Source organism: Flavobacterium sp. KH_001 (genome assembly GCF_057840745.1).
This window is the reverse complement of record NZ_CM174520.1, coordinates 2,092,032-2,114,076: the sequence shown is the minus strand read 5'-3', so window position 1 is coordinate 2,114,076 and position 22,045 is coordinate 2,092,032. Positions and strand designations below refer to the sequence as shown.

16 protein-coding genes and 1 tRNA gene are annotated in these 22,045 nt (G+C 34.7%); 4 read left to right on the top strand and 13 right to left on the bottom strand.

The window, feature by feature from the left end:
• Positions 1-183 precede the first annotated feature (183 nt).
• From AC3ITQ_RS09225 to AC3ITQ_RS09210, 4 genes are all read left to right on the top strand, one after another.
• On the top strand, positions 184-3,429 hold the full coding sequence (locus tag AC3ITQ_RS09225) for a DUF2135 domain-containing protein (protein ID WP_489238256.1): 3,246 nt from the start codon (positions 184-186) through the stop codon (positions 3,427-3,429).
• 784 nt (positions 3,430-4,213) lie between these two features.
• Complete coding sequence (locus AC3ITQ_RS09220; RefSeq protein ID WP_489238254.1) at positions 4,214-4,672, top strand: hypothetical protein; 459 nt, start codon at positions 4,214-4,216, stop codon at positions 4,670-4,672.
• 53 nt (positions 4,673-4,725) lie between these two features.
• Complete coding sequence (locus tag AC3ITQ_RS09215; protein ID WP_489238252.1) at positions 4,726-5,184, top strand: SRPBCC family protein; 459 nt, start codon at positions 4,726-4,728, stop codon at positions 5,182-5,184.
• Positions 5,185-5,332: 148 nt separating this feature from the next.
• Positions 5,333-6,475, top strand: a complete 1,143-nt coding sequence (locus tag AC3ITQ_RS09210; RefSeq protein ID WP_489238250.1) for an IPT/TIG domain-containing protein — start codon at positions 5,333-5,335, stop codon at positions 6,473-6,475.
• Between the two features lie 55 nt (positions 6,476-6,530).
• On the opposite strand, the gene AC3ITQ_RS09205 is transcribed toward AC3ITQ_RS09210, so the two are convergent.
• From AC3ITQ_RS09205 to AC3ITQ_RS09145, 13 genes are all read right to left on the bottom strand, one after another.
• Positions 6,531-6,604 (bottom strand) — tRNA-Arg (locus AC3ITQ_RS09205).
• A 65-nt stretch (positions 6,605-6,669) separates the two neighbouring features.
• A complete protein-coding gene (locus tag AC3ITQ_RS09200; protein WP_074659845.1) occupies positions 6,670-7,119 on the bottom strand; it encodes a GatB/YqeY domain-containing protein in 450 nt (149 codons plus the stop codon).
• A gap of 201 nt (positions 7,120-7,320) precedes the next feature.
• Positions 7,321-9,318, bottom strand: coding sequence for a cell division protein FtsZ (gene ftsZ, locus AC3ITQ_RS09195; protein WP_489238248.1), 1,998 nt, complete (start codon positions 9,316-9,318; stop codon positions 7,321-7,323).
• A gap of 84 nt (positions 9,319-9,402) precedes the next feature.
• Complete coding sequence (gene ftsA, locus AC3ITQ_RS09190) at positions 9,403-10,821, bottom strand: cell division protein FtsA (RefSeq protein ID WP_194658091.1); 1,419 nt, start codon at positions 10,819-10,821, stop codon at positions 9,403-9,405.
• A 6-nt stretch (positions 10,822-10,827) separates the two neighbouring features.
• Complete coding sequence (locus AC3ITQ_RS09185; RefSeq protein ID WP_489238246.1) at positions 10,828-11,550, bottom strand: cell division protein FtsQ/DivIB; 723 nt, start codon at positions 11,548-11,550, stop codon at positions 10,828-10,830.
• Positions 11,537-12,886, bottom strand: coding sequence for a UDP-N-acetylmuramate--L-alanine ligase (gene murC / locus AC3ITQ_RS09180; protein WP_489238244.1), 1,350 nt, complete (start codon positions 12,884-12,886; stop codon positions 11,537-11,539). Before murC ends, AC3ITQ_RS09185 begins: the two co-directional genes overlap by 14 nt.
• Positions 12,887-13,041: 155 nt before the next feature.
• Positions 13,042-14,127 (bottom strand): undecaprenyldiphospho-muramoylpentapeptide beta-N-acetylglucosaminyltransferase, encoded by a 1,086-nt coding sequence (gene murG, locus AC3ITQ_RS09175; RefSeq protein ID WP_489238242.1) that lies wholly within the window; start codon positions 14,125-14,127, stop codon positions 13,042-13,044.
• 42 nt (positions 14,128-14,169) lie between these two features.
• Positions 14,170-15,483, bottom strand: coding sequence for an FtsW/RodA/SpoVE family cell cycle protein (locus tag AC3ITQ_RS09170; protein ID WP_489238240.1), 1,314 nt, complete (start codon positions 15,481-15,483; stop codon positions 14,170-14,172).
• 82 nt (positions 15,484-15,565) lie between these two features.
• Complete coding sequence (gene murD / locus AC3ITQ_RS09165; RefSeq protein WP_489238238.1) at positions 15,566-16,897, bottom strand: UDP-N-acetylmuramoyl-L-alanine--D-glutamate ligase; 1,332 nt, start codon at positions 16,895-16,897, stop codon at positions 15,566-15,568.
• The gene (mraY, locus tag AC3ITQ_RS09160) at positions 16,898-18,130 is read right to left on the bottom strand and encodes a phospho-N-acetylmuramoyl-pentapeptide-transferase (RefSeq protein ID WP_489238236.1); all 1,233 of its coding nucleotides are present in this window, start codon (positions 18,128-18,130) and stop codon (positions 16,898-16,900) included.
• A gap of 100 nt (positions 18,131-18,230) precedes the next feature.
• Positions 18,231-19,694: a UDP-N-acetylmuramoyl-L-alanyl-D-glutamate--2,6-diaminopimelate ligase gene (locus AC3ITQ_RS09155; protein WP_489238234.1), complete on the bottom strand. Its 1,464-nt coding sequence runs from the start codon at positions 19,692-19,694 to the stop codon at positions 18,231-18,233.
• On the bottom strand, positions 19,691-21,697 hold the full coding sequence (locus AC3ITQ_RS09150; RefSeq protein ID WP_489238232.1) for a penicillin-binding protein: 2,007 nt from the start codon (positions 21,695-21,697) through the stop codon (positions 19,691-19,693). Before AC3ITQ_RS09150 ends, AC3ITQ_RS09155 begins: the two co-directional genes overlap by 4 nt.
• Complete coding sequence (locus tag AC3ITQ_RS09145; protein ID WP_029273288.1) at positions 21,688-22,035, bottom strand: FtsL-like putative cell division protein; 348 nt, start codon at positions 22,033-22,035, stop codon at positions 21,688-21,690. The genes AC3ITQ_RS09150 and AC3ITQ_RS09145 overlap by 10 nt, the downstream gene beginning before the upstream one ends.
• Positions 22,036-22,045: the final 10 nt, after the last annotated feature.

Here is a 22,045-nt window from a genome sequence, read left to right as displayed (position 1 = left end):
TTTTCTAAATCGGGAATATAGCGGATAGCTGGAAACAGCTCCTAAAAAAACTACTAAAATTAAAACAAACTTCTTTATAAGTCTTTTTATGAAGAAGTTTTTTTATTCGTCCCAACCTTTTTATAAAAATAGTACTCTATAGTAATAGAGAAGTTTCTTCTGGAAAACTTAAAACTATATTTTATGAAAAACATACTTCTAATTTCGCTGTTATTCTTCGGATTATTTACTCAGGCGCAAAGTCCGCAATTGAATGTAAAAGGAAAAGATTCTTCTTTAGTCCGACTAAACCAACTTAAAGTTGCCGTAAAAATCGTGGGCAATATTGCATACACGACCACTGAAATGCATTTTTATAACGGAACCAATCGCCAGATGGAAGCCGAGTTGCTATTTCCGTTACCGGAAGGGGTTTCGGTTTCACGATATGCGATTGATATTAACGGAAAAATGCGTGAAGCGGTTCCGGTAAACAAGAATAAAGGAAAACAGGTTTTTGAAGCCGTTGAACATCGTCGTGTCGATCCGGGATTACTCGAAAAAGTAGAAGGAAATAATTTCAGAACCCGCATTTATCCTTTAATGCCTGGCAAGGAACGCATTGTAATTATTGGTTACGAACAAGAATTAAGCAGTTTTGATGCAACCCATTTGTCGTATCAAATGTTGAGTAGTTATTCCGGGAAACTGGATGCTTTTGAGTTGAATGTCGCGGTTTTGGGGGCAACCGCGGTACCAACCATTGCTAATGATGAAGGAATTCTGGCATTAGAAAATCAGAATCAGTCTTATGTGACTTCGGTTAAAAAAGTGAATTATCAGCTTAAGGATAAATTAGTTATTACGATTCCAATTCGTGCTGAAATTCCGAGTGTCGTGGCTCAGAGTGTCAATGATCAGCATTATTTTTATGCCAATACTATTTTGGATAATCCTAAAATACTAAAGAAAAATCCAGCTACTATTGGTTTAATCTGGGATGTTTCGCTAAGCTGTAAAAACCGAAACATTAAGAAAGAACTGCAATTGCTTGCCGCCTATTTTAATCAACTAAAAAACGTATCGGTGACTTTGTATTTTGCCGGTTATAACTTTGATAAAAAGAATACTTATGCGATTCAAAATGGCGATTGGTCTGCTCTGAAATCAGTTTTAGAAAATGTGGTTTACGATGGCGGTACCCGATTTTCAAAAATCAAATTGCCGGTTCATGACGAGTATTTATTCTTTACGGACGGCTTATCTTCTTTAAGTTCAAACTTATTAAATACAACCAAAAAACCAATTTATACGATTAGTTCGCTTGGCTCATCAGATTATGCTTTTTTGAATTATAACGCGATAAAAACAGGTGGAAATTTCATCAATCTGAATGAGTTAAAAATTGACGAGGCTTATGATAAATTAATGTATCAGAGTTTGAAATTCCTTGGAATCAAAGAAAATTACCTGGTAACCGATTTATATCCAATGGCCGGAACGCCGGTTTCAGGAAGTTTTAGCGTTGCCGGAATTTCGCTGAAAAGCAAAAATGATGTGGTATTGCTTTTTGGTTATGACGAAAAACCTGTTTTAGAAAAAACGATTCATATTGATGCTACAATTCCGGTTTCGGGCGAAATTAGTATCGAAAAATTGTGGGCGCAAAAGAAAATTGCCAATCTTGAAATTCAATACAAAACAAACGCTGACGAAATTGAAGCGCTAGGAAAACGTTACGGAATTGTAACGCAAAATACTTCGCTCATTGTTTTAGAAAGTCTGCACGATTATATTCAATATGATATTGTTCCGCCAGCAGAATTGAGAGCAGAGTTTGATAACGTCATGAAACAGCAAATGGCAAGCGCACAGGCAAAGAAATTCAGCAATTGGGAAAACGTGGCAAGTTATTACGAACAATTAAAAACCTGGTGGGATAAAAACACTAAATACAATATTCCGAAACCAGTACCTGTGCCGAAAACTCCAAAAACCGGAGCTAATGTAAATGGGAACGTGAGAGGTATTGTCTTAGATCAAAGCGGTATTCCGCTGCCTGGTGTTAATGTGAATATAAAAGGCACTCAACTTGGTACAGCTACAGATTTTGATGGAAAATTTAGTCTTAACGCAGCTTCCGGGCAAATTCTTGTCTTTTCTTATATCGGAATGAATACTCAGGAAGTTACAGCCGGAAGAACCCGAAATTATAGAATAACCATGACGGATAATTCAGGGGCTCAATTAGAATCAGTTGTTGTTACTGCAATGGGAATAAGCCGTAGTCAGCGAGATGATGTTGAAGAAGAAGAAGAATCAGAAGAATCAGATAAAAAAGAAAAAAGAAGTTACACTACTTCGTCTGCCATGATGGTGCGCTCTGAGAGTAGTACACTTCCAGCTCAAAAAGCATTGGCTGGGCAAGTTGCCGGAGTTGCTGTTGGTACTGGTACCGCAATTGCTGCTGATAATGCTATTCAGAATCAAAATGTGGTAGACTCCAATCTGGACGTTACTGTTGGTTATTCGAGTTTTAATCAAACAAAAACAAATACCTGGAATCCGGACAGAATTTATTTGAAAGCATTAGCCAATGCTCCGGCAGAAAAAAGATACAGTGTATATCTGGAATTGCGTGCCGACCAAATCAACAATCCGAATTTTTATTTTGATGTAGCCAATTATTTTTATGACAATGGCGACAAAGAAAAAGCCTTATTAGTATTGAGCAACATTGCCGATTTAGGGTTAGAGAATCACCAATTATACAAATCCCTGACTTATGTATTACGTCAGTGGGGAACGTACGAAGATGCTTTATTTACCGCCAGCCAGGTTGCAAAATGGAGAGAACAGGAACCACAGGCACATCGTGATTTAGCTTTAACATTGGAAGACAACAAACAATATCAGGCTGCTTTTGATGAGTTGATCAAAGCCCTAGAAGTAAATTATTTCGGTGAAATGAGCGGACAATATTCTGGTGTTGAAGACATTATTTTAATGGATTTAAACAGAATGATGCAGGAACACAGCGGCATTAAAACAGAAAAGCTGGACAAAAAATATTTAAACAAAATGCCTGTTGCCATTCGTATTATCCTAAACTGGAACCAAATGGACACGGATATCGATCTTCATATCATAGAACCAACCAACGAAGAATGTTATTACGGACATCGTGACACCGAAATTGGCGCCCGTTTCTCTAAAGATTTCACAGAAGGCTACGGTCCGGAACAATATTTATTGAGAAATGCTGTTAAAGGAAAATACATCATCAAATCAAATTATTTTGGCGAAAGAACCCTTACCGAAAACGGCCCAACAACCGTTATGGTTGAAGTGTATACATCTAAAAACGGTATTACAGAACGTAAATTACAAACGATTCAGCTTGGTAAAATCAAAGAAAATCAAAACTTAGCAGAGGTTGTGATCGATTAATTATATAATTCATTTTACTGAAAAAGGTTTTAATTGACGTATGAAAGTATGTTTATTAAGACCTTTTTTCTTATCTGTGTTTTTTATTTGGAGCAGAAGATTTTCGTTTTCAAAACACGTTTTGTCCCGCTATCCGCTATATTCCCGATTAACAAAAACTACGGCTAAAAAGCCTTGTTTTTCTAAATCGGGAGATGCCGCTGCTATCGGGGCTAGATTAGAGGGTTTTGTTTTTTCGAGAAATGCATATCCAAAAAAAATATAAATAATTTCTTATTCTTTCCTATCTTCGTTATTAATTATTTTTTGAAATTGTAATAAAAACGATAATTCACACACTTATAAAACACTGAAAATCATGGAAAATAAAAAAGTAGTCAACTTTATCTTTTGGATTTGTGCAATCATCTTAGGCGTAACATTATTTAAGCAATTCGATTTTGAAACTTTCAAATTCGAGAAGCCTGCACTGGCAGTTATTTACTTCCTGTGTTTTGCGTTTTCAATTTTTATTTTGGTGAAGAATTCTAAAAAGAGATCTGAGAAATAGGGAAGAACTATCACTAACTTCTCAATTTAAGCATTGATTAAAACTCTTTAATGACAACTATATATTTTAAGTAGTAATTTTATGGAAGAAACCAGAAAGGTAAAAAGATCAATAATTTGGACAACAATAATTTGTTTCGTTTATCTTTTGCTAACAATATTTTATCATCATATCAATAAAAATCTATCGGGCGTTCTTTATATTATTTTGACATTACTGATACCAATAACATTTGTGACAATCATTTTTTATGGGATTAAAGGAATTATTAGAATTGTTCGAAACCAGCAAAATTTTAATTTTAAAAATTGTCTTCCAATAGTTATTTGCTTAGTAACAATCTTATATACTTTTTTATCTCCATACAGACTGGATTCTGAAAATCTGGAAAGTAAAATTGAGTTTAGAGCCTGTTATGAAGGAACTCAAAATCAGGCCTATATTTTATTTCGTAAAGACAAAACATTCGAGTTGAACTGGACTGGCGTTTTTGGATACAACGAATGGTGGACAGGAAAATGGGAGAAAAAGGGAAATGTTTTATTGCTTAAGTATGATGATAAGAATGTTAAACAACTTGGAGACAAAATTTTAATTGCAAATGGATACTTGAATCCAATTGGAAAATCAGTTGACAAAATAAAATATCCTAGACCAATGTTTTATCTTGGATATTGCAAGCACGAAAACTAAAAAACGTACAATAGCATTAATTTAAAAAATAGTCTAACCAAATATTAAACATTATGAAAAAGTTACAATTCAAAGTAAGCATCAATGCACCTGTAACCAAGATATATGATTTTATGCTTGGCATTACCAATAAATCAACTTATGAACAATGGACTGCCTTATTTAATCCCACCTCTACCTACGAAGGAAGTTGGGAGAAAGGAAGTAAAATTCTATTTGTTGGTGTAGATGAGAAGGGAGAAAAAGGCGGTATGGTTTCCAGGATAGCTATAAACGTTCCCAACCAATTTGTTTCCATTCAACACTACGGGCTATTAAAAGGGGAGAAAGAAATAACTGAAGGACCAGATGTAGAAAAATGGGCAAACGGATTTGAAAACTACACCTTCGAAGAAAACAATGGAACTACAACTGTTACTGTTGACTTAGACACAGTAGAAGAATTTGTAGATTATATGAACGAACACTATCCAAAGGCACTTGACAAGCTGAAAGAAATTTGTGAAAAGTAGCAATTAAAAAAAGCCTGAGAATATAGATTCTCAGGCTTTTTTTTCTATAGTGATATTGAAGCGGCATTTAGCAACGTTGAACCAACCATTGTGCGAGAATATTTTATATCTTCAAAAAAAATCAACAATTAAAAATCAACCATTCAGAATGAAACATTTTTTTTCAATTATAGCACTATTTATTTTAATTAGCTGTTCAAGTCCTAATGCAGAAGAAGTTCAAACCCCAGTAGCTCAAAGCCCAACAATTCAAAGTATTTCGACTAGCTCCACTAATATAGGCGATACTATTATAATTAATGGACAAAACTTCAACCCAATTTCAACTTATACTATTACATTTAATGGTACTAATGGTCAAATTACTCAAATTACTTCATCTACAATAAGCGTTATAGTTCCGGCTGGTACAACTTCTGGTCAACTTCAATTAACTACAAATGGCGTAACAGTTAATGCGGGATATATTTCTATAATTGGTCAGAATCGTCTATTCGCATACAAACAATATGGAGAAATTGCTGAATTAAATTCCGCTACAGGTTTAGAAACTAAAACCCTGGTATATGGTACAGGATCTGATTATTTAACTGAATTAAAATATTTTGCTCCAACAAATGAAATTATTGGACAAGGATTTGTTTCAAATAACAATGGAAGTAATACTTACAAACTTTTTAAAGTAAAACTTGCAGACAAAACTATAACAGAAATGACTTATGCAGGTTATGACCAATTGATCGTAACAACAACAGGAAAATTATATGGGTACAAATTGTATGAAGGTATTATTGAATTAAATCCAAATACAGGTTCCGAAATTGGAAGCTTAATAAATACAGGAAGCGATCAACTTTACGGATTAATTTACAATGCTCAAACAAACGAAATAATGGGAGATAAAGGTCTAATTGACAATAATGGAAACAACATCCATAAACTTTGCAAGATAAATCTTTCGGACAATTCAATAACTGAAAATATTTATTACGGCTATGATGAATTAATTCCTGCAACTAATGGAAAATTATATGCCTATAGAGCAACTAAAAGAATAGTTGAACTAAATCCTGCTACTGGCACAGAAATTAAAACTTTAATAAATATTAGTGCCGAACATATAAGTCTTCTCACTTATTACCCACAAACAAATCAAATAATTGGAAAGAAAATTATATATAATAATGGGATTGCCACATATAAACTTTTAAAATTAAACCTAACAGATAATTCATTATCTGAAAATAACATTATTAAGGATGATTACAACTATTTTATTGTAACAAATTAAACCATAAAAAAGCCTGCAAAAGATAAGCTTTGCAGGCTTTTTTATGGTTTAATAGTGACCGCGGAGGGGTTCGAACCCCCAACCCTCAGAGCCGAAATCTGATATTCTATCCAGTTGAACTACGCGGTCATTTTTATTGTAGATTGTTGATTTTAGAGTTCAGATTCAATCTAAAATCTGAACTCTAAAATTCTTTATACTAAAAGTTTCTTCACAATTGCAGAAATGGTTTTTCCTTCAGCAGTTCCGCCTAATTGAGCAGAGGCTAATCCCATAACTTTACCCATTGAAGCAATTCCAGAAGCTCCAGTTTCAGCAATGATTTTTGCTACAACTGCTTCTACTTCTTCTTCGCTTAATTGAGCTGGCAAAAATTTCTCGATTACAGCAACCTGAGCCAATTCTGGTTCAGCTAAATCAGGACGATTTTGTTCTGTAAAAATTCTTGCGCTTTCTTTACGGGTTTTAACTAGTCTTTGAAGTAATTTAACTTCATCGTCTTCTGTTAATTCTTCTTTTGATCCTGAAGCGGTTGCAGCCAGTAACATTTCAGATTTAATAGCTCTTAATGCTTCTAATGCAACTGTATCTTTTGCTCTCATGGCCGTTTTAATTTCGTCCATGATTAATGTTTGTAAACTCATCGTTTTATTTTATTTAAATAAGCCAGGCTTATATATTGTTATAATTATTTGAATTATTTTCGACTTCACTTCAAATGACAATAAGATTCACTTTAAAAGTGTACTAAAGAAGTCAAATTTTAAAATTCTGTGCGAAGATAAAAAAAATAACCCGAAAATTAAATCCAATTTTCGGGTTATCCTAATATTATGAATGTAAAATTAATCTACGTTGTCGTGCAAAAATGAATTGTTTGAACGCAATTGCAAATCGTTATTACTATCAGTACCAACAGATATTCTTGAATTGGTTGTATTCGACTGATTATTTGAAAGATCGATACCTAATCTTTTGTAAGCAGGCTCTTTTTCAAGTTCATCAATTCTCGAAACATTATTATGGAATTTATAGTTAAACTCCTTTAGTTTCTTTCTTCTTTCTTCTGCTCTTAAACGTAATGTTTCTTCGATAGTTAATTCCATTGGAGAAACATTTGAAGTTGTTGCGAAATCAGCTTCCTGAGCAAAATCAACCTTTTGTTTCAACTGAATATTCAATTCAGCAGGAACAACATCTTCTACCACTTTTTCAACTGGTTTTGATGACATTAAATTGTCCTCAACCTCCATATATTCTTCTAAAGAATATTTGATAACTCCGTTTTCAGCAACTTCTGTTACCGGTACAAATTGTACTGGATCGTTAACTTTGATATTACGAGTTTCGTTTGATAATTCGAATAAAATTTTAGTCTCCTCAACAACCGGTTCTTTTTTTACTTCTGGCTCAGATCTGAAAAGAGGCAAATCAAAAGAGAAAGTCGTTTGTTCTTCTCTTTCAAAAGTTCTTTGCTGAACTGGCTTTACTTCCTGAACAAATTCTGCAGCAGGAGATGAAATAGTAAAATCGATATCTGTAATTGGCGAAACGATTTCAAAAGTCACATCAAGATTTTTGATAAACTCTGACATCACCACTAATTCTTCCTGATTGATAGTTGGAGCAACTGCAACTGGAGCAACAGGAGTTGGAACTACAGGATTATGAGTATTTGCAAAAGGCTCATCTTCCATTAGCTCAAAAACAACTTTTTCTTCTGATTTCGCAGTAGGTGTTTCAGCATTTAAATCAAAAGAAGTAACCGTTTTGTTCGTTAAATTATGAACACTTCTTTGCTCATCTTCTAACGTATGAATGATTTTTTTAGGTTCTGTATTTACGATTTCATTTTGTTGTTCAACATCAAAACCAGTAGCAATGATAGTTACCGCAATAGCCTCACCAAGAGTTTCGTCTTCACCAACTCCCATGATAATATTAGCGTTGTAACCTGCTTCTGCCTGGATATGATCGTTGATTTCGCCAATTTCATCAAGCGTGATTTCATTAGATCCAGAAACGATAAGCAACAATACGTTTTTGGCTCCTGTAATTTTGTTGTCGTTTAATAACGGAGAGTCCAAAGCTGAAACAATTGCTTCTTTCGCTCTGTTTTCACCTGTAGCAACAGAAGATCCCATGATCGCAGTTCCACTGTTTGATAAAACAGTTTTTGCATCACGTAAATCGATATTTTGAGTATAGTGGTGCGTAATTACTTCAGCAATACCTCTGGAGGCTGTTGCTAATACTTCATCCGCTTTAGAGAATCCTGCTTTAAAACCAAGATTTCCGTATACTTCTCTTAACTTATTATTATTGATTACGATTAACGAATCGACTTGTTTACGTAATTTTTCGATTCCTAAAAGAGCCTGTTCCTGACGAACTTTCCCTTCAAACTGAAATGGAATTGTTACGATACCAACCGTTAAAATCTCTCTTTCTTTTGCTAATTGTGCAATAACCGGAGCAGCACCTGTACCGGTTCCACCACCCATACCAGCGGTAATAAATACCATCTTAGTACCACGGTCTAACATTTTTTCGATATCAGCGATACTTTCAATAGCAGATTGTTGTCCTACATCAGGATTTGCTCCTGCTCCAAGACCCTCTGTTAAGTTCATCCCTAACTGAATTTTATTTGGTACAGCACTATTCTGAAGCGCTTGCGAGTCTGTATTACAAACGATAAAATCTACCCCTTTAATACCTTGTTTAAACATGTGGTTGATTGCGTTACTTCCGCCTCCACCTACACCTATTACCTTGATTACATTTGATTGGTTTTTTGGTAAATCAAATGAAATACTTCCAAATTCTGAGTTGCTCATCATCTTTTTGGTTTTGAAATTCTTATTAAATACATTTTTTACTTCTTGACTTGGGGCCAATAGTAATCCTTTTCGTCTATTATTAATTTATTCTGCGTTGTCTAAAAAATCTTTGATTTTGTCGACATAGCGATCAAAAAATGATCTTCTTATTTTTGTTTCGGTAGATTCTGCTTCAACAGTATTTCTAACTTCTCTTGACTGCTCTACAGTTTCTACTCTTTCAACGTAGTTTTCTTCCACTTCGTATCGTTGTTGTACTGGTTGTTGTTGCTGCGGTGGCACATTTCTGTAAACCACTTTTGGCTGTTCGTTAACCAACTCCATTCTAACAGCACTTTGAGTGCTATTTTCAATGCTGTTCATTACCAAACCAACTGCAGTTGCAAACAATGGGCTAGAAATTTCTTCGCTAGAATTCCCTGCTAAATGCTCGTTTGGATATCCAATTCTGGTATCCATTCCGGTAATGTACTCTACTAATTGCTTAATGTGTTTTAGTTGAGCTCCACCACCTGTAAGAACGATTCCGGCAATTAATTTTTTACGGGGATCTTCGTGTCCATAAGCTTTAATTTCTGCAAAAACCTGCTCAACAATTTCCACCACACGGGCATGAATAATTTTAGATAAGTTTTTAAGCGAAATCTCTTTTGGCTCTCTGCCTCTTAATCCAGGAATAGAAACAATCTCGTTGTCTTTATTTTCTCCTGGCCAGGCTGATCCGAATTTTATTTTTAAAAGCTCAGCTTGTTTTTCAATAATTGAACAGCCTTCTTTAATGTCATCTGTTATTACATTTCCTCCGAAAGGAATCACAGCAGTATGGCGAATGATTCCATCTTTAAAAATGGCTAAATCTGTTGTTCCACCACCAATATCGATCAATGCAACACCCGCTTCTTTTTCTTCCTGACTCAAAACTGCATCTGCCGAAGCCAAAGGCTCTAATGTCAATCCAGACAATTCGATTCCTGAACTCTGAATACATCTTCCGACATTTCTGATAGAAGAAGCTTGTCCAACTACAACGTGAAAACTAGATTCCAGTCTTCCACCGTACATTCCGATTGGCTCTTTGATTTCAGACTGTCCGTCGATTTTAAATTCCTGTGGCAAAACGTGAATGATTTCTTCTCCCGGTAACATGGCCAGTTTATTAACCTGGTCAATCAAAAGCTGAATATCTTTTTCACCAATTACTTCCTCCGGATTACTACGGCTGATGTAATCTGTATGCTGAATACTTCTTATATGTTGTCCGGCGATACCCACGACCACATCTTTAATTTTATAACCTGAATTGTTTTCTGCTTCTAAAATAGCTTGTTGAATTGATTGGATGGTTTGGGTAATGTTGTTTACAACACCTCTCGCAACACCCAAACTTTTGGATTTCCCAATACCCAAAATTTCCAACTTGCCATACTCATTTTTCTTGCCTATCATGGCAACGATTTTGGTTGTTCCAATATCTAGACCTACTGCAATGTTATCTTTTTCCATTTTCTATTATTTTGTGCAAACTACTTGTTCCGTAAACCTAAGGTCAATTTTATTGTATTTGTATAACGAACTATCTAAAACTGCTTTTTGAAAAAAGGCTTTATAGTTTCTAAATTTCTTATCAACATTCATCGTTCTGCCAAAATCGATGAAGTAATCATAATTTCTATTAAACATTTTTAGGCTGCCATTAGGCATAATTTGAATCGCAATGATGTTTTTTTTCAAAAACGCATCGTCATAAATTGTGCGAAATAAAGCAGCTAAATCTTCGTTATTTTTTTTATTTATTGCCCCCGAAACAAGAGGAACCCGAGCTGTAAAATTGTCTGATAAAGGCATTTTATGTCCTTCATAGTCAATATAAAAAGAGTTATCACCATCATAAACTCTCGCTATTGGTGTCTTCTGTTTTACTCTCGCTTTTAGAACGCCATCAATACTTACAAAAACATCTGACTTCTCAATCATGTCTTGCGTATCAAGGGTTTTTTCTATCTTATTCAAATCTAGTTCATCTTTTCGGATACTGGAAGCGTCTCTTTTATTTTCTATTAACAATTTATTAACCGATTCCGGCTTAACAAACAGCGTGTTTTCTCCTACAAAAATAACCATAGATTTCTTCAGTTTTCGATCGCCATTTCGATGTTGTGCGAACGAATACAAAAAAAGTACAAGCCCAAAAATGAGAATCAATCGAATATTTGTCCAATTAAATATTTTCATTTAGCATTTTTTTAATTGATGGAACCATTTCACCAATATCTCCAGCTCCTATTGTTACAATTATTGGCGCATCACTGGCTTTGATTTCCGCTAATAAATCATTTTTTGCAACAATTTTCTTATTCGAATTTGTCATTTTCCCTAACAACCAATCTGATGTAATCCCTTCCATCGGTAATTCGCGTGCCGGGTAAATATCCATTAAAAACACTTCATCAAATTGTGATAAACTTTCTGCAAATCCATCAGCAAAATCTCTCGTTCTGCTAAATAAATGCGGCTGGAATATTGCTAAAACTTTACGTCCCGGATACAATTCCGTAACAGCCTGATGTACAGCATTTATTTCCGTTGGATGATGCGCATAATCATCTATATAAACTAATTTTTCAGATTTAATCTGATAAGAAAAACGTCTTCTGATTCCGTTGAATGAAGCAATGGCTTTTGCAATTAAGTCGGTCGGGGTGCCGAAAGTCTTAGCCATTGCAATAGCCATTAATCCATTCATTAAATTGTGTTTTCCTGGTAATCCAAAATGCAAATCTTTCATAATTTCTGATGGCGTTTGCACATCAAAAACATAACTTCCATTTTCTATACGAACATTGAACGCCTTATATACAGCATCTTCATTTATAGCACATTGTACTCCCTCAAGAGGTAATTCTTTGGTTATAAACAGCTTGCTTTTATCTTCAACTTTCGAAGCAAATTCAACAAACGAAGCCTCAATAGCATCGCTAGTTCCATAAATATCCAAATGATCAGCATCCATAGAAGTGATACAGGCAATATTTGGGTGTAAGTGTAAAAACGAACGGTCAAATTCATCTGCCTCTACAACTGTTACCGTTTTTCCGGTTCCAATTAAATTAGAATTGTAATTCTCGACTATTCCACCCACAAATGCAGTAACATCTGCTCCACTCTCATACAAAATATGTCCTAGTATACTTGAGGTTGTTGTTTTTCCGTGTGTACCGGCAACTGCAAAACTAAAAGTGTCCTTCGTAATTATTCCTAAAACTTCAGCACGCTTTTTAATTTCATAATTTCTTTCGATAAAGTAATTCCATTCTGAATGCGATTTTGGAACAGCTGGCGTAAAAATCACCAACGTATTCTCCACAAAATAATCACTTGGAATCAAATTAATATTATCTTCAAAATGAATATCAATACCACTTTCAATCAATTCATTAGTTAGCATTGATGGCGTTTTATCGTAACCCGAAACCTGTTTCCCGATATATTTGAAATAACGGGCCAGAGCACTCATTCCGATGCCTCCAATACCAATAAAATAGACGTTCTGTATTTGATTTAAATTCATTTTAATTTTATTTTTTGGGCTATTTGCAACTAGTTATTTTCTCTAAAAAACTAGTAATTAAGCCTTTGTAATATTTCTATTTTTAATAACCCAAAATGCCTAAAATAGCGTTCTGTTTTCTTTTCTCTGTTGTATAATTTTGAACAAACTTTATATTATAACAACTTTTTAATCTCCTCAACAATAACTTTTGTGGCATTCGGCATTGCCAATTTTTTAATATTAGCACTTAACTGTTTTTGCTTCCCGTCATCTTTCATTAAAGCTTCAAAAACAATACTAAACTGACTGTCTAAATCTGATTCCTTCAATAAAATAGCACCTTTTGCGTCGACAATTGCCTGTGCATTTTTTGTCTGATGATCTTCTGCTACATTTGGTGACGGAATAAAAATCACTGGTTTCCCAACAATACATAATTCCGAAACCGATGATGCTCCTGCTCGTGAAATAATCACATCTGCAGCAGCGTATACAAAATCCATTCTTTCAATAAAATCAACCACTCTTACGTGTTGCTGATTGTGTTTTTTATAATCTTCAAAATATAATTTTCCGCATTGCCAAATGATCTGAACATTTTGCGAAAGCATATTCTGTAATTCTTTTTCAATTAATTGATTGACTCTTCTCGCACCTAAACTTCCACCCAAAACCAAAAGCGTCTTTTTATTCGAATCTAAACCATAAAAAGCGATTGCTTCGTCTTTTTTACTTTCAATATCAATCAAATCCTGACGAACCGGATTTCCAGTTAAAACGATTTTTTCTTCTGGAAAAAAACGCTCTAAATTCCCATAGGCTACACAAATTGCATTCGCTTTTTTACTCAATAACTTATTTGTAATTCCTGGGAAAGAATTCTGCTCCTGAATTACTGTCGGAATTCCGGCTGAACCTGCTGCTTGCAATAAAGGTCCGCTCGCAAAACCACCGGTTCCAATTACAACATTGGGCTTAAATTGCTTAATGATTCTTCTTGATTCTAACAAACTTGTTGCCAGTTTTAATGGAAACATTAAATTTTGCAACGTCAGCTTTCTTTGTAAACCGGCAATCCAAAGGCCTTTTATTTCATAACCTGCCTGAGGTACTTTTTGCATCTCCATTTTATCCTGCGCCCCTACAAAAAGAAATTCTGCATCAGGAAATTGTGTTTTTAATTCATTCGCAATCGCAATCGCAGGATAGATATGCCCTCCTGTACCACCACCGCTTAATATGAATTTATAATTTGTCATCTTTAAAAAATTTTACTCTTTAAAAACTATACTGTTCTTAACTTATTTATTTAAAACCGCATTCATCGGATTTCTCGAATTATCCTCAATTGAATACATTAATCCTTCTTCTTCGTATACTTCGTCAGCTGGTAAATCTTCCTCTGACAATTCTTTATCAATCAATCTCTGAAGTGCTTCTTTCCTTCTTTCTTTCTCTTCTTTTTCTTCGGCAATTTCTTCATCTTTCTTAGTAACACTGATGATAATTCCTAGTGAAAAACAAGTCATCCAAATCGAACTACCTCCACTACTAATCAATGGTAGGGTTTGTCCCGTTACCGGTAATAATTCAACTGCAACCGCCATATTGATCATCGCCTGAAATATCATCGGAAAACCGAGTCCGACGACGACTAATTTTCCAAATAACGTAGTTGCTTTATGTGATGCAATTACAAATCGGAACAATAACAATAAATACAAAATCAATATCGAAACCCCTCCAACTAAACCATATTCTTCCACAACAATGGCATAAATAAAATCGGAAGAAGATTGTGGTAAAAAGTTCTTCTGAACACTTTTTCCTGGGCCTAAACCTCCAAATCTTCCAGATGCAATTGCGATTTTTGCTTTTTCGATTTGATAATCATCCTCATCAGGTTTATCTGTGGTAAAGTTCGTAATACGACTTTCCCAGGTTGATACCCTGCTAAAGAATCTGGACTCCGGAAAAGCTTTAGCAACCAAAAGGAAAAACGCCAACATTGCCACTCCTGAACCTATTATAAAACCAATATACTTTAATGGATACTTACCTATAAACGTCAACATCATAACCATAGCAAAAATCAATGCTGTGGTAGAAAAGTTCGCTGGTAAAATAAGTGCCAATGTGATAAAAACAGGCAACCAAAGCTGTATCAGTGAAACCTGAAAAGGTTCGTTTTCTTCTTTCGTTTTAGACAAATAACGGGCCACAAAAATAAACAGCACAATAGAAGCTAATGTCGAAGTCTGAAATGTGATTCCGATAAACGGTACCTGAATCCAACGACTCGCATTTGCTCCGGCAATTACAGTTCCTTTTAGCAATGTATAAAGCAATAAGAACCATACGATTGGCAAAGCAATTTTCGAAATCGCCCTGAAATAGTGATACGGTACTTTATGCACCCAATAAATAATCAGGAAACCAATACAAATATGAGCCAGATGTTTTACCAAATAACCCAAAGTATTTCCTGTTCCGTGTCCAATGTATGCCAAATTACTACTCGCACTAAAAACAGGCATAAACGAAAACAGTGCTAATAAAGCCACGAATGACCATATTACTCTATCTCCTTTTAATTTGTTAACTAGCTCTTTCATAATCTTTCGTTTGTTTCAAGTTTCTTATGTTTCAGGTTTCAGGTTCCTCCTAACGTGAAACCTGAAACTTGAAACTTTTTTTCTACAAGTTGTGCACTGCTTGTTTGAATTGTTTTCCACGATCTTCGTAGTTTTCGAATAAATCGAAACTTGCGCAGGCTGGAGACAATAAAACGGCATCACCTTTTTCTGTTAATCTTTGTGCTGTTTTTACAGCGTCGCTCATGTTGTTTACTTCAACCATGATATCAACTACATTACCAAAAGCTTCAATAATTTTATGATTATCAATTCCTAAACAGATAATTGCTTTTACTTTTTCACGAACTAATGACATCAATTCGTTGTAATCATTTCCTTTATCAACACCACCCACAATCCAAACTGTTGGAACGTTCATACTATCTAAAGCAAAGAATGTAGCATTTACATTTGTGGCTTTTGAATCGTTGATATATTGAACATTCTGAATTTTTAATACTTTTTCTAAGCGGTGTTCTACACCTTGAAAATTAGATAAACTTTCGCGAATTGTTGCATTTCTAATTTGCATCAATTTCGCTACAGAGCTTGCTGCCATTGCATTTTTCATGTTATGTTTTCCTTCTAACGCAATGTATTCTGTTTCCATTGTAAACTCTTCTTGGTTGATCTTTATTTCCATTTTGTTGTTATTTATAGAAGCCCCTTCATCGAATTTTTTAGTCAGCGAGAAAGGAATTAATTTTGCTTTTGTTGTGTTGTTTTTTAACCATTCTGCGCTTGCCTCATCGTCAGCATCGTAAATAAGATAATCGCTTTCAGTCTGATTCATTGTTATTCTGAACTTTGAATCGATATACTTTTGATATTTATACTCGTACCGGTCTAAGTGATCAGGACTAATATTCGTAATTATGGCAATATCTGGCCGGTATTCTATAATTCCGTCAAGCTGAAAACTACTTAACTCGAGCACATAAGCATCGTACTTATTCTCAGCAACCTGCCAGGCAAAACTTTTTCCGATGTTTCCTCCTAAACCTACATTCAAACCAGCTGATTTCAATAAATGATACGTCAGCATTGTTGTTGTTGTCTTACCGTTACTTCCGGTAATTCCAACCGTAAGTGCTTCTGTAAAAGGTTTTGCAAATTCAATTTCCGAAATCACTTTTACGCCCGCTTCAATCAGCTTTTTTACGATGGGAGATTTCTCTGGAATCCCCGGACTTTTCATGACCACATCGGCATTCAAAATCAGGTCTTCTGTATGTTTTTCTTCTTCCCAGGCAATTTTATTAATGATAAGAACTTCTTTGTAACTCTCTTTTATCTTTCCAAAATCCGATACAAAAACATCGTATCCTTTTTTCTTCCCGAGAATAGCAGTACCTACACCACTTTCTCCTCCACCTAAAACTACCAATCTCATCTATCTTAATTTTAAAGTAACGATTGATAAAATGGCTAACATGATGGCAACAATCCAGAAACGGGTCACGATTTTACTTTCATGATATCCTTTTTTCTGATAATGGTGATGCAGTGGTGACATCAGGAAAATTCTGCGTCCCTCACCGTATCTCTTTTTGGTAAATTTGAAATAACTCACTTGTAAAACCACTGAGAAATTCTCTACCAAAAAGATTCCACATAATAACGGAATCAATAATTCTTTTCTAACTGCAATAGCTAAAACCGCTATGATTCCACCAATAGTTAAACTTCCGGTATCTCCCATAAAAACAGATGCGGGATAAGAGTTATACCAAAGAAATCCAATTAAGGATCCCACGAATGCAGATATAAAAACCGTCATTTCTCCCGAATTAGGGATATACATTATATTCAGATAATTTGAGAAAATAATATTCCCGGAAACGAACGTAAATATTCCGAGTGCGAGGACTGATATTGCAGAGGTTCCGGCCGCGAGACCATCAATTCCATCTGTTAAATTAGCTCCGTTTGAAACTGCCGTGATAATAAAAATTACAACTGGAATAAAAATCAACCAAGCCCATTTTTCGTATCCTTCGCCTGTAAATGCTAAAATTTCGGCATAATCAAATTCATTGTTTTTTACAAAAGGAATTGTTGTTGCCGTCGACTTCTCCTCCATCGGAGCAGGTAGAACCACTGTTGTATTAGTAGTGGCTTTAAATATATCAGTTCTTCCGGTATCCGTTCTAACCGTTACAGCCGGATTAAAATACAGAACAGCTCCAACAATAATTCCTAAACCAACTTGTCCTATTACTTTAAAAATACCTTTAAGCCCTTGTTTGTCTTTCTTGAATATTTTAATATAATCATCTACAAAACCAATTGTCCCCATCCAAAGTGTGGTTACAATAAGCAATACAATATAAATATTATGCAAACGAGCAAATAACAAAACAGGCACAAGGGTTGCAAAAATGATAATCAATCCCCCCATTGTTGGCGTTCCTGCTTTTTCATTTTGCCCTTGAAGACCAAGCTCACGAACGGTTTCACCTACTTGCTGATTTCTCAAAAAGTTAATGATTCTCTTTCCGTAAATCGTTGACAAAAGCAACGAAAGCATTAATGCTAAAGCCGATCTAAAAGTGATATACTGAAAAACTCCCGTTCCCGGTATATCTAATGTTTTGTCTAAATATTCAAATAAATAGTATAGCATATATCTTGGTTTATTTGGTTAATCGTTGTTTTGTTTATTGTTTAGTTTTTGATTCAAATAATTATTCGATTAAACGAACAATCAATTAACCGGTTAAACTTTATTTTTTTAATTGATCTAAAATTTCTTTTACTGTTTCCATATCATCAAAATGATGGCGAACACCCTTTATTTCCTGATAGGTTTCATGGCCTTTTCCGGCGATTAAAATAATATCATTTGGCTGAGCCAATTGGCAGGCTGTTTTTATAGCTTGTTTTCTGTCGGTAATTCTCAATATCTTTTTATAATTATGAGCTTCCACTCCTTTTTCCATTTCATCTAAAATCACTTCAGGATCTTCGTTTCTTGGATTATCAGAAGTTAAGATTGCTTTATCACTAAGATCTGAAGCAATTTTAGCCATAATTGGTCTTTTTGTTTTATCTCTGTTTCCGCCACAACCCACAACTGTAATCAATTGTTCGTTTTTGGTACGGATATCATTAATTGTCTTTAATACGTTATCCAATGCATCCGGCGTATGTGCATAATCAACAATTGCAGTAATATTCCCTTCTGAAACAATATATTGAAAACGACCCGAAACGCTCTCTAAATCAGACAGTAAACGCAGCGCCTCAAGACTATCCATTCCTAATTCGATCGCCGTTCCGTAAATTGCCAAAACGTTGTAAGCATTAAAAGTTCCGATCAGTTTTACCCAAACTTCATTTTCATTTACTTTCAACAGTAAACCGGACAATTGACTTTCCAATATTGTTGCCTTAAAATCAGCATACGACTTTAAAGCATAGGTAAATTTCCTGGCAACTGTATTTTGAAGCATTACAGTTCCGTTTTTATCATCAATGTTTGATAACGCGAAAGCTGTTTTTGGCAATGAATCAAAAAACGATTTTTTCACATCTCTGTATTCTGCGAAAGTTGGATGATAATCTAAATGATCGTGTGAAAGATTCGTAAAAATCCCACCCACAAAATGCAATGCTTCTGTTCTCTTTTGATGAATTCCGTGTGAACTCACCTCCATAAAACAATGTGTCACACCAGCTTCGATCATTTCATTTAAATAATAATTGATCGTAATAGAATCCGGTGTTGTGTGCGTCGCTTTATATTCGGTTTCATCAACCATAATTTTCACAGTTGACAATAAACCAACTTTAAAACCTGCTTTTTGAAACAATTGAAATAATAAAGATGCAATTGTTGTTTTTCCGTTTGTACCAGTAACACCAACTAATTTTAATTTTTCAGAAGGATTTCCGAAAAAATTAGCTGCCATAAAAGCCAATGCGGTATTGGTATCTTTTACTTTTATATAGGTAATTCCTTTTTCAATATTTTCTGGTAAAGTATCGCAAATAACAGCAATCGCACCTAACTGAATTGCTTTTTCGATATAATCATGTCCATCAGAAAGGGAACCGCGAATAGCTACAAAAACGTCATTTGCTTCAATCTTTCTTGAATCAAAGTCAATTTTGTGTACGTCGATTTCTGTCGAACCTGTTACAGATTCAATCGCTACCTTATATAATATGTCTTTCAGTATTTTCACGATAATTCTAATACTATTGTTGTGTTTTTACTAATATTTTGTCCAGCTTGCAAAGACTGTTTTTTTACTTTCCCTACTCCATTAACCTTCACTTTTAAACCTAAGTTTTCAAGTAAAGCAATCGCATCCATTCCCGGCATTCCTTTTAAATTCGGAATCTGATTTGTCTTTTTATTTGATTCTTTATCAAACTTATCATAACTGATTTCCTGTTTTGGAATTTTAGAATCCAGTGTTTTAATTTTATTTGTTGAAGGCGCGTCAGTAAAAATCTTTTGAGCGATTCTTTTAAAAACCGGTCCCGCAACGTCTGCTCCGTAATAATTATTTTTTGATGTATTTGGCTTATGCACTACCACAATACAAGAATACTTTGGATGGTCTGCTGGAAAATATCCAACAAAAGAAGAAGCATAATACATTCCTTCCCTTCCTGCCTTACTATAATTTACCATGGCCGTTCCTGTTTTTCCTGCCATTGGAAAATCTTTCGAATATAACTTAGAACCTGTTCCTTTTTTAACCACGTTCTGCAAAACTGCTTTTACCTTTTTAAGCGTTTCAGGCGAACAAACCTTTGAATTCATTACTTCTGTATCAAACTTTTTAATAGTATTATTCCATTCTTTAATTTCTGACACAAATTGTGGTTTTACCATTACACCATTATTTGCAACTGCATTATATAATGTTAAAGTCTGCATTGGCGTAACCGAAACATTATATCCAAAAGCCATCCACGGAAGTGTAGTTCCTGACCAGTGTTTGTCTCCTGGCTGCGGAATATATGGCCTTCCTTCTCCTTTAAAATGCAATCCTAATGTCTTATTTAATCCGTAACTATTAATATGATTTACAAACTTTGAGGGATTGCTTTTGTAATTTTCATAAACCGCCTGAACCATTACTGTGTTTGACGAAAGTTCGAATCCGCGGGCCAATGAAACTTTTCCATAACCACCTTTATGCGAGTCACGAACTGCACGTCCGTAGTATCTGATTTCTCCACCGTGACTATCATAAACTGTGCTCGTATCTGCTACTTTATCTTCTAAAATTGCCATTAAATCGACTAATTTAAAAGTCGAACCTGGCTCGTGAGATTCTGCAACTGCGTAATTTGTAGTTTCATAATACGATCCATCTTCTGCTTTTCCTAAATTCGAAATCGCTTTTACATGACCCGTTTCAGTTTCCATAACTACCACACAACCATGATCTGCTTCATAATCCTGAAGTTGTTTCAATAGAGCATGATGTGCAATGTCCTGAATAAAAACATCAATTGTCGAAATCACATCATAACCATCAATTGGATCAACTTCATTTACATCACGAATAGGTTTCCATTGTCCTTTTGCTATTTTTTGCTTTAGAATTTTACCGTCTTTTCCGTTCAGATAACTTTTAAAAGCCCATTCAATTCCTTTTCCAACCTCAATTCCGGTAGCCGGATCGATTCGGTCATAACCTATTGTTCTTTCAGCAATTTTTCCAATTGGGTGTTTTCTAACCGTTTCTTGTTCCACTATAATTCCACCTTTGAAGGCACCTAAATTGAATAATGGAAAACCTTTAATTTTTACATATTCTGTATAACTCAAATTACGGGCAATCAAGTAATAACGATTTTTATTAGCTCTGGCTTTTCTTAATTCCTGTTCGTAAAAACCTCCTGGTCTGTCCAAAACAGTAGCCAAAGAGTCTGACAATGCTTTTACATGTTTTTCGAAAGTTTCCGTTTTTGGCGCTTTTGCATCAAATCTAATTTCATAATTAGGAATTGATGTTGCCAATAAACTTCCATCAGCCGAATAAATATTTCCTTTGTTTGCCGGAATCACAAAATTTCTGACTGTACGTTGTTTCGCCAGTTTTCTGTAATAATCTCCTTCAACCCATTGAATATTGGTTAATTTAACGACAATAGCAATTGCCATCACGAAGATGAAAACTGCTACGAGGTAAATTCTGTAGGATATATGTTTATCGTCTACTGCCATATTCTTTTAAAGAAACTTTTTTCTTCTTCTTTTTTAACTTCTATTTTTACTGGAGGAACTGTAGATGGAAAAATCTGTTTTTCTAACATTTTATCCGATATCGTCGATTCCATTTTTAATTTCATTAATTCAGAACGTCGGTCTACAAATTCAGATCGCAATTCTTTTACTTCGTTGTTGAGTTTTGCAATTTCAAAAACCTTTTGTTCGTATCGCTGTGTATTGGCAATCATTATTATGGCAAGCAAAATGATAAAAACAATGAATCGCCAGTTTTTGACTGCATCATCATTTATAAGAAACCTTGCTTTTAATATGCCAAATACTCCACCTTTCATTTTTATACCT

What these genes read in the sequence shown, in the direction of transcription:
- AC3ITQ_RS09225 (WP_489238256.1), top strand. Translation starts at nt 184, where the DNA reads ATGAAAAACATACTTCTAATTTCGCTGTTATTCTTCGGATTATTTACT.
- AC3ITQ_RS09215 (WP_489238252.1), top strand. Translation starts at nt 4,726, where the DNA reads ATGAAAAAGTTACAATTCAAAGTAAGCATCAATGCACCTGTAACCAAG.
- AC3ITQ_RS09210 (WP_489238250.1), top strand. Translation starts at nt 5,333, where the DNA reads ATGAAACATTTTTTTTCAATTATAGCACTATTTATTTTAATTAGCTGT.
- AC3ITQ_RS09200 (WP_074659845.1), bottom strand. Translation starts at nt 7,119, where the DNA reads ATGAGTTTACAAACATTAATCATGGACGAAATTAAAACGGCCATGAGA.
- ftsZ (WP_489238248.1), bottom strand. Translation starts at nt 9,318, where the DNA reads ATGATGAGCAACTCAGAATTTGGAAGTATTTCATTTGATTTACCAAAA.
- ftsA (WP_194658091.1), bottom strand. Translation starts at nt 10,821, where the DNA reads ATGGAAAAAGATAACATTGCAGTAGGTCTAGATATTGGAACAACCAAA.
- AC3ITQ_RS09185 (WP_489238246.1), bottom strand. Translation starts at nt 11,550, where the DNA reads ATGAAAATATTTAATTGGACAAATATTCGATTGATTCTCATTTTTGGG.
- murC (WP_489238244.1), bottom strand. Translation starts at nt 12,886, where the DNA reads ATGAATTTAAATCAAATACAGAACGTCTATTTTATTGGTATTGGAGGC.
- murG (WP_489238242.1), bottom strand. Translation starts at nt 14,127, where the DNA reads ATGACAAATTATAAATTCATATTAAGCGGTGGTGGTACAGGAGGGCAT.
- AC3ITQ_RS09170 (WP_489238240.1), bottom strand. Translation starts at nt 15,483, where the DNA reads ATGAAAGAGCTAGTTAACAAATTAAAAGGAGATAGAGTAATATGGTCA.
- murD (WP_489238238.1), bottom strand. Translation starts at nt 16,897, where the DNA reads ATGAGATTGGTAGTTTTAGGTGGAGGAGAAAGTGGTGTAGGTACTGCT.
- mraY (WP_489238236.1), bottom strand. Translation starts at nt 18,130, where the DNA reads ATGCTATACTATTTATTTGAATATTTAGACAAAACATTAGATATACCG.
- AC3ITQ_RS09150 (WP_489238232.1), bottom strand. Translation starts at nt 21,697, where the DNA reads ATGGCAGTAGACGATAAACATATATCCTACAGAATTTACCTCGTAGCA.
- AC3ITQ_RS09145 (WP_029273288.1), bottom strand. Translation starts at nt 22,035, where the DNA reads ATGAAAGGTGGAGTATTTGGCATATTAAAAGCAAGGTTTCTTATAAAT.